We start from the raw sequence: 8,858 nt of genomic DNA on the forward strand, positions 1-8,858 counted from the left end.
GGGGTTCGCCGCGGGACGGGGGTTCGGTTTGCGGAGGACCCGTCGCCGCCGCGGCGCGGGCGGGTCGGCCGCACCGGTACGCCGGACGCCGCCGTCCCGGGCGGAGGTCTCCGACGTGGTGGCGGACCGGCTGTCGATCGGGTCGTCGAACCGTACCGCGGTTCGTCTCTCGGCCGGGGTGTCGCGGGCCGGGCCGGAGCTATTCGCCGGCCCGGCCGGAAGGGGGGTCTCGGGCTGCTCGGCGATCACCGGTGGCGGTGCCGACGCCATCGCCGCCCCCTGCCCCCAGATCTGCGAGCTGGCGGGCCACGGCGCGCCGATGTTCGCCACCTTCGCTCCCGGCGCGACGACCGAGGTGACGTGGGTGCCGACCCGGCGAACTGTCGTCACCGGAGGCAGCACCTGGTTCTCCTGGATCTGCCAGATCCGCGTGAGGTAACGGACCGCGATCAGTTCGGGCCGACTGTTCGGGAGATACCCCATGAGGGCCGGGCTGTCGGTACGCGAGGGTGCCCGCTCGACCGCCGACTCCCGGTAGTTGGTCGACGAGGGCGGTACCGCGGCACTACGCCGCGGCACCCCGAAGATCCGCACCGGCTCCGAGCCGGTGCCGGGGAAGGACGGGTACTCGTCGGGCAGGCCCAGCAGGTGCAGCATCTCGTGCAGCAACACGTCCTGCGCGAACTTCTCGGTGGCGGCCGGGTCGTCGCCGCCCGCCAGCAGGCTGACCGGCCAGTTGCTCGAGTCCGCGTTGGCGGTACCGGGCAACGACTTCGGCACGGTGACGACGTGGTGGGCCCAGTCCTCGGCGGTGAACACCACCTGGACGTGGAGCTGGTCGCCGCCGGGCAGGTTCAGCCGCTCGTTCAGCCGGCGGGCCGCCCGCTCCGCGTGCCGCTGCAACTTCGTCACGTCCGACCAGGACACCCCGCTCTGCGGCTTCAGGTGCAGGCGCAGCCGCAGGACGCGAACCGGAGTGGACGACAGCAGGGCGCCCGCCGGGTCGCGCTGCTCGACCAGGACGCGGGCCACGTCGTAGCGCACCGCCGAGCCGAACCAGCTCAGCACGCGGTCCCCGCGGATCGGGTCGGCGACGTCCCGCAGCTCGGTGTCGACCGTACGGAACGATTCGCGGGGCAGCGCCGTGACGAGCGCGTCCAGCCCGTCCACCGGCGAGGTGGCACGCCACCAGCCGTCCTCGCCGACCAGGACGTCACTCGTGTTCCAGGCGCTCAGCAGGTCCGGCGCCGGGCCGGCCGAGTCGTACATCGCCGGTGGCAGCCCGGGTGGCACGAACTTGATCACCACGGGCGGGGTGTGCGGGGTCGCGCCCAGCGCCGCCGTGTGCATGCCGGTGCCCACGACCCGCTCCACGATCCGGGTGACGGCCTCGCTCGTCGGCGGGGTGTGCCCGGCGCGACCGGCCGCCGCCGCGGCGGCGATCTCGGCGGCGTCCAACGGCGGATCACCGGCCTCCCGCTCGTCGTGGAGCCGGTTGACCGCCGCGATCGCCGCTCGCTCGGCGGTGTCGGCCGCCAGCGCCCGGTGGACCGCGTCGTGCAGCTCCACGACGAACGCCTGCCGGACCTCGTCGCGTGCGGCGCGGGCCGCGTCCTCGTTGCCGAGGCTCTCGTCGTACTGCCCCAACAGCTCGATCCGGGGTGGCCGGGCCGCGCTCCGGTCGGCCGCCACGGCCAGCGGCGCGACCTCGGCGGCGAGCTCCCGCGCCATCGCGCGGACGCTCTCCGCCCCGCCCGGCGGCGGCCACGGCAGCTCCAGTCGCCGGGCGCGAACGAGGTTGTCCCGCTGACCGGTGAGCGGGTGCGGCCCCGGCGGCACCGTCGCTTCCTTGTCGTACGCGAGCTTGACCCAGTCGGACTGCTTCGACCAACTCGCCGCCGGCGCGAGGGTGAACGAGACCCGGGTCCGCGGCACGGTGGTGTGACCGTTGCGCTGCGCCCAGCGCACGAGGCGCTGGTTCGCCTCCTGGTTGAGCACCGCCGTGAGCCACCGCCCGAGCGTTTCGAGCGTGGCGGGATCGCCGTGGGCGGCGATGGTCAGGTCGAAGGCGAGCCGCTCGTCGGCAGTCGGCCCGGCGGGCCAGAGCCGGTTCAGGGAGGCGTCGCTCGTGGCGACCGCGACTCGGGCGCGGAGCCAGTCCACCGTCTTCCGCGTGGGCGCCCCGTCCGACGGCAGGTCCGCCGCCGGGTCGTCCGGTGGCAACTCGTCCAGCCGGTCGAGGAGCGCCTTGCCGAACAGGGGTGCGGTCGCGTCGGTCGGCGCGACGATGCGCGCGAGCCCGGCCGTACGCAGGGTGTTGACGGAGGAGGCCGACCGGGACCCGAACGGTCGGATCCGCCGCGACAGGGCTGGACGCGACGTGGGCAGCTCGGTGAGCACGTCACCCGGCGCGAACGGTGCCGGCGTGCTGGGGAGCGGATGCGGCAGCGACCCCAGCGTCTCCCGCTCCCGGGCCTGCCGCTCGCGGTCGCCATCGACCGGCGGCTCCACCGTCCGGCGGGCCGCCGACTCGGCCGGCTGACCGGCCCGCGGGGTGCCGGCCGCCGGCGCCTCGTAGGCCGGCGGGTCGACGTAACCGGGTGGGGCCGGCGCCACCGGGTTCCGCCGGCCGGCGCCGGCGGTCTCCAGCCGCAGGTTCCCGTTGGCGTACCCGCGGACCCGCGGCCGGTCGGCCACGATCGCGGCCAGATCGACCAGCTGGTAGCTGCGCCGCTGACCGTCGGAGAACTCGACCGGCACGTCCCGTACGTAGCGGCCGGGCACCGCGATCCGGGTCTGGACGTACCCGTCGTCGGGGCGCAGGACGGCCAGCTCCCGACCGCGCAGCCAACCGTCGGCGGTCCGGGCGGTGGCCTGCCCGAGGGTCGCCGGCAGGGGCAGCCAGCGTGGCTGGTCGCTCACCGGCACCGGGGCGGCGTCGAAGGCCCGGCGGGCCGCGGCGGTCACCTCCGGCGCCACCGGACCGTCCGTCTGGGCGAGCGCGTGCACCGCCGCCTCGCCCGAGTAGGCGCGACCTCCCGGTCGCCGGCCACCGGTCAGGTCGGTGAGCAGCGTGGCCAGGCTCGACCGGCGGATCTGGGCGACGCCCCGCTGCTCGCGGTTGGTCCAGACCACCGCGCCGCCCTGCCGCGCGGCCCAGTGCTGACCGGTCTCACGCCCCTCGACCCTCCGCTGCTCGCGACGCGGGGAGACCACGATGGCGTGCTGCTCCAACGCCTGGTGGAACGGGGTCTGCGGCCAGGGGAGGTCGCCGGGCGGGTACGGCAGCACCACGATCGGCCGGTCCGCACCGTCGTCGGTCGGCGGGAGCATCGACCGCACGTACTGCTCGGCGGTGATCCACTCACCGTCCGCCGTCGACCGCAGCAGCGTTCCGGGCGGGTGGCCGTCGACCGTCTGGTCGTTGAGCAGCCCGGTCTCGACGCGGATCCGGCCGAGCGAGTCCGGCGGGATGCTGTCGAGCAGCAGACCCCGGACCGCGGCGTGCGCCTCCGTCGCCACCAGCCGTCCGTCGGCGTGCGCGTTCACCCAGAGGTCCAGCTCGTGCCGGACCGGCTGGCCCTCCGCGTCCGGCACGGTCAGGAACCTGGGGGCCAGCACCATCAGGTGCTGCTCCGGCTCGTCGCCGGCCCGGGGCAGGGTGACCGTCCCGCCGTGCAGCCCGTCGGGCAGGTGCACCTCGACGGTCCGCTCGCCCGGCCCCGGCACCGGTCGCAGCACCCCCAGCCGCAGCCAGTCGCGGACCCGGCCGAGCTGGTCGGCCGGGTGCACCGCGTCGCCGATCGGCACCCGTACGGTCGGGCCGAACGGCCCACGATCGGGCGCGGCCGGTGGGACCGTGGCCGAGTAGGTGGGCAGCACCGGGTACTCGCCGTCGTCCAGCCCCTGCTCCGCGGCGAGCCGCGCGGCCAGCGAGGCGTCGGCGTAGCCGTACCGGTTGGGCTCGCCCCGCAGCCGGGCGCGGACCTCGGCGTGCAGGTCGATCGGCGGCGGCGTGGTCGACCGGGCCATGGTCAGCGCCGTGGGCAGGTCCTCGTAGAGCGACCCGTGCAGGATCCACCGCGGCCCGGACCGCCATCCGACCCAATCCCACACCGACCGCGCGGCCGGCGCCGACACCAGGACCGCGGCCGGAACGGGCTCACCCCGGCGGCGCCGCTCGTCGATCACCGCCTGGATGTCCCGGGCGGCCGTCGCCGACCGGTTCAGGTCGGCGTCGTGGAGGTGGAGCAGGAGCACCTGGTCGGTGCTGCGGGGAATCAGGTCGTCGAGCAGCTCGGAGACCTCGACCAGGCCCGTCGGACCGGTCGTCGCGAGGTGCGGTGGGTCCATGTCGAGCGAGGGCAGTACGGCCGCCAGCACGGTCGCGCCCGGCGGCGCGGTGAGCCGTGCCGCCGCCGCCTCCAGGTCGGCCGCGGTGACCGCGCTCTCCGCCGGTGGCGGGAGCAGCCGGACGCCGTTGGCGAGCTGCCGGGTCCAGCTGGGCTTCGGGTGCAGCGGGTCGGTGGTCAGGGCGCTCTGCGGCGGGCCGGGGAAGTCGTCCGACGCGGCCGTGGACGCCGGGTCCTCGGGGGTCGAGCCGGCGCTCGCGGGCCGGAACTGACCCAGCTCGCCGTTCTCGTCGAGGACCAGCTGGACCGTGCCGCCGAACACCACCGGAAGCGGGTCCCGGCCCGACAACCGGTCGTCGAGGCGGAAGACGGTGAACGTGTTGCCCTGCCGTGGCTGCGTCTCGACCTGCACGAACCGGTGCTCGTCGAGCCGCTCGACCAGTACGACGTGCATCCGGTCGTTCGGGATCGACACCCAGACCGCCGTCACCCCGCCCGGGCGCAGGCCCGCCAGCCGCTCCAGGTCCGAGTCGCGGAACCGGCCGCCGAGCTGACCGGCGATCGTGTCGACGTCCCGCTGCCCGGTCTGGTCGTCCCGCTCGCGGTTACGGGCGCCCAGCGCGGTGAGCAGGCTCCGTACCCGGGGCGCGCAGTCGAGACTGGTCCCGTCCCACTCCGGCAGCGCCGCGACCGCGGCCCGCATCGGCGGCGACACCTCGGCGGAGGAACCGCCGGCCACCGGTCCGCTCTCCCGGGCCATGTGCGGGTAGCGGCTCGTCGACGGGTCGAGCAGTCCGCGTGCCGTCCCCGCCGCGCCGCCCGGGCTGGTGTCACCGCGTGGGCCGGTGCCGCCGGGGCCGGCCGCGCCGGGCGATGCCGTACGGCCGGCGCCGGTCCCGTCGGCGGTGGACCGCAGGGCGGACAGGAGGTCGCTGGCGTGCCGCTGCGCCTGCCGCAGGTGGTTCGCGACCTCGGCAGCGGGCGAACGGAGCTCCCGCAGGCTCTCCAGGAGGGCCGTGAGCTGGTCGGCGGCCATGCCGACCCGGTCGCGCCGCCGCGCCGACATCATGGCCAGGTTGCCGTCTCGCGCGGTGTGCACGCCGACCAGTACGGTCCCGGCGTCCTCCGGTGACAGCAGCGGTGGCCTTCCGTCCGAACCGTCCAGTCCGAGCAGCGCCTCGAGCGTGCGTACCGCGCTGAAGAGGCCGTCGAGCCGGTCACCCGACTCCGTGTCGCTCCACCACCGCGTCGCGTCCTGGACCGACTCCAGGTGCTCCCGCCGATCCCTGGACTCACCGAGCCCCATCGAACTCAGGTCGACCAGCAGCTGATCGGCGAACTCCCGTCGCACGAACCCGTCCGGCGAGGTCGGTGTCCCGCCGGGCCGGCCGGAAGCCGGCGATCCGGGCCAGCGAGGGGAGCGCGGCGTACGCGGGAGCAGCGGCGACGCCGGTGAGGGCGGCGCGATTCCCTCGGGGCGGCCGGAGCGGCGTGGCGTGTCCGGTGTGACCAGCGGGCCGTCGAGGAAGCTCGGCCGGCGCGGGGTGGTTCCGGAGCCCAACGCGGTCAGTGGCGTGTTGCCGGTCCGCCGCGGCGCGATCGTCACGGGTCGGGACAGCTCCGCGAGGCGCCAGCTGCCCGGCGGGTCCTGCCCGGGCACTTCGACCAGGCCCAGCCGCTGCTGCACGATCGGCGGCAGGCCGACGTTCGCCACCTCGACATCGCCGTCGTCGTGCTCCGGTGGCACCAGGGCCCGGTCGGTGACCGTCCGGACCTGACCGGCCAGCTCCGGCGTCTGGAGAATGTACTCGATCACCGCTTCCCAGGCGGCCTCCGGATCGGGGAGACCGTTCACCACCGGGGCCACCTCGGTCAGGTGCAGGTCGCCCTCCCGGTTGCGCAGACCACGGATGAGCGTGGCGGTGACCCGGGCCAGCACCTCCGGCACCTCGTGGGGCAGGTAGGACCGTCGGGCCTCGAACGGACGCCGGGACATCCAGCTGTTGGCCGTACCCATCCCGACCTGACGCAGGTGCGGCAGGTCAGGGAACGGCCGCCGGTGGCCGACGTCCTGGCTCAACCGCCCCAGGTTGTCCGGCCCGGTACGGCTCATCACCGAGTGCCGGCGCGGCCGGAACATCGAGTTGCGGACCCACGTCTCGGCCGCGGCACGCTCGTCGTCGTCGGGGACCGGCAGCAGCGCGCGCTGAGTCTTCTCGTAGTTCTGTTCGAGGCGCTCCAGGTAGCGTTGGAAGAAGGGGTGGCCGCGGGAGCCGAACATCGACGAGTTGCCCACGAGTCCCCGGTCCGGCTGGGCGTGGATGGCGTAGCCGTCCTCCTGGAAGAGGGTCGACACCTCCTCCAACCACACCGGTGCCCGCGTCCCGTCGTCGAAGTGGGCCATCGCCCTCGACAGGGTGTTGTCACCGTCGGTCTGCCACCCACCGAAGAGGGTCAGCAGCAGCACCTTGACGATGTCGGCCGCCGCCGCGTAGCCACGACCCTGCTGCTTGTTCAGCTCGGCCAGCAGGAACCGCTGGATCGGCAGGTCGACCTCGGCGTGGAAGACCTCGTGAATGTTGATCAGCCGAATGTTGTGTCGCTGCGCCCACACCAGCATGTCCCGTACGGCGTCGAGGCGGTCGTTCTCCGTCTCCTCGACGCTGCGGAACTCCGGCATCCGGGCGGCCGCGAGGAACTCGGCCCGGGTGACGTCGGTGAAGAGGTTGGTCCGGAACCCCGCCCGGCCGGTCCGGCGGGCGAAGGCCTCGATGTTGCGCCGGAAGTCGTCAGTCGTCGCGGTTCCGGTCAACGGGCCGCCGAACCAGATGGCGTGCACCATCAGGGGCAGCTCGATGACGTCCGGCAGCAGCCGCAGGTGCTCGGGCAGGCGCGAGGTGTCCGGCGCCCACCGCCGCCGGTCCGGCGTGCCGTCCTCCGGGTTCGGTGTTCGCACGTCCTGCCAGATCGTCTCGGGGAACGCTTGCAGGTCCTCGGGTCGCACCTGGTAGCCCTGCACCCGGTCGGGGTGGGCCATGTCGAGGAAGTCGAAGAACGCGTAGAGCTGGTCGGTGTACAGCTGGTCGTAGGAGAAGCCGTCGGCCAGGAAGTCCGGCATCGGCGCCGGTTCCAGCAGGCCGAGCAGGTCCGGCCCGAGCACCGCGTCGGCGGGGTGCGGCGTGACCGACGGTTGTTCCCAGGCGTACAACTCGTTCAGGAGAGCCGCTGCCGGCCCGTCCACCGGTGGCAGCATGCTTCCGTTGCGTGCCGGGACCGGCGGCACGACCAGCGGCGGCAACGTCGGGCGCAGCGACCCGGACGTGCCACGCCGCGTCCCCGGTCCCGAGCCGGAGCCGCCGGGGACCGGACCGGACGACGCGCGGCCGTCGCCACCGCTGTCACGGCGCTGCCCGTCGTCGCCGTTCTCGCCGTCGCCGAGCGTGCCGGCCGTGCCGCCCAACTCGGCCGGGTCGACAGTCGCCGCGCCCGCCGGCCGGGGGACGTCCCCGCTGAGCGGAAGGAAGAGCAGCTCACCGACGTACGCGGGCATCCGGGCCAGCCCGCCGTGCTGCCCGTCGAGGAACACCACACCGTGCTCGTCCCGCAGCACGTTGAAGGCGTGCGACGTGCCGCCCAGACCGGCCGCCGTCACCGGATCGCGGACCAGCAGCACACCCCGCGTTCCGGGCGGCGCGGCCGCCATCGCCGTCCGGACCGCCTCGACGTCCGTCCGGTACACCGGCGGCGCGGCGTCGTCCGCCAGCCTCAACAGCTGCCGCTGGTAGTTCAGCAGGTGCTCCTCCGGCAGGGCGAGTTCCGGCGGCGCCTGCCAGCTCGAGTCCCGGCCCTCGGCGGCGTTCATGTCCGAGACGATCACGGTCAGCACGCAGTTCGTGTCCGACCCGCTCGGGTTGACCAGCGCCAGCCAGGGGTACGCCGCCCGCGCCGCCGCGTCGTCGGCGAAGCGGGACGGGATGACCCGCACCGACCCGCCGGCCGCGCCCCGGCCACCGCCCGGCCCGGGCGCCGCGCCGCGGCCGGCCCGACCCGGGCGCGAGTCCGCAGTGCTCTCCGGGCCGCTGTCGGGATCGCCGAGGTCGATGAGGGCGGGCTCGGGTACGACCTCGTCGATGCGCCGCACGAGATCGCCCACGAGCGTGTCCAGCTCCGGAAGTCCGGTCCGCAGCTCGGGATCGGTCGACGCGGCTGTCTGCAGGATCTGGGCGAGGGAGTCCAGTTGCTGCCGGACCTCGGGCAGCCGCTCCCGCCACGCCGGGTCCACCGGCTCGGCGGCGAGGTGGTCGAGGCTCGCGCTGATCGCGTCGTGGGGCCCGTCGACGGCGCGCCGGTGCGCGAAGGGCAGCCGGAACGGGTTGTTCAGCGCCTTGAGCAGCGTACGCAGGTCGTTCGCGAGCGCCGCAGGCCGCTCCCGATCCGGTTGACCGGCCTCGGGCGTCGACGGCGAAGCGTCCCGGAGGGCGTCGGGTGCCGGCGGGAGGGGTGGGC

General features: G+C 74.8%; 1 protein-coding gene. It reads right to left on the minus strand.

Annotation, left to right across the window (positions count from 1 at the left end; genetic code table 11):
• On the minus strand, window positions 1-8,858 hold an 8,858-nt coding region (locus E1211_RS27720; protein ID WP_243709722.1), incomplete at both ends, for a toxin glutamine deamidase domain-containing protein.

The organism is Micromonospora sp. 15K316, from assembly GCF_004348525.1.
Lineage (GTDB): Bacteria > Actinomycetota > Actinomycetes > Mycobacteriales > Micromonosporaceae > Micromonospora.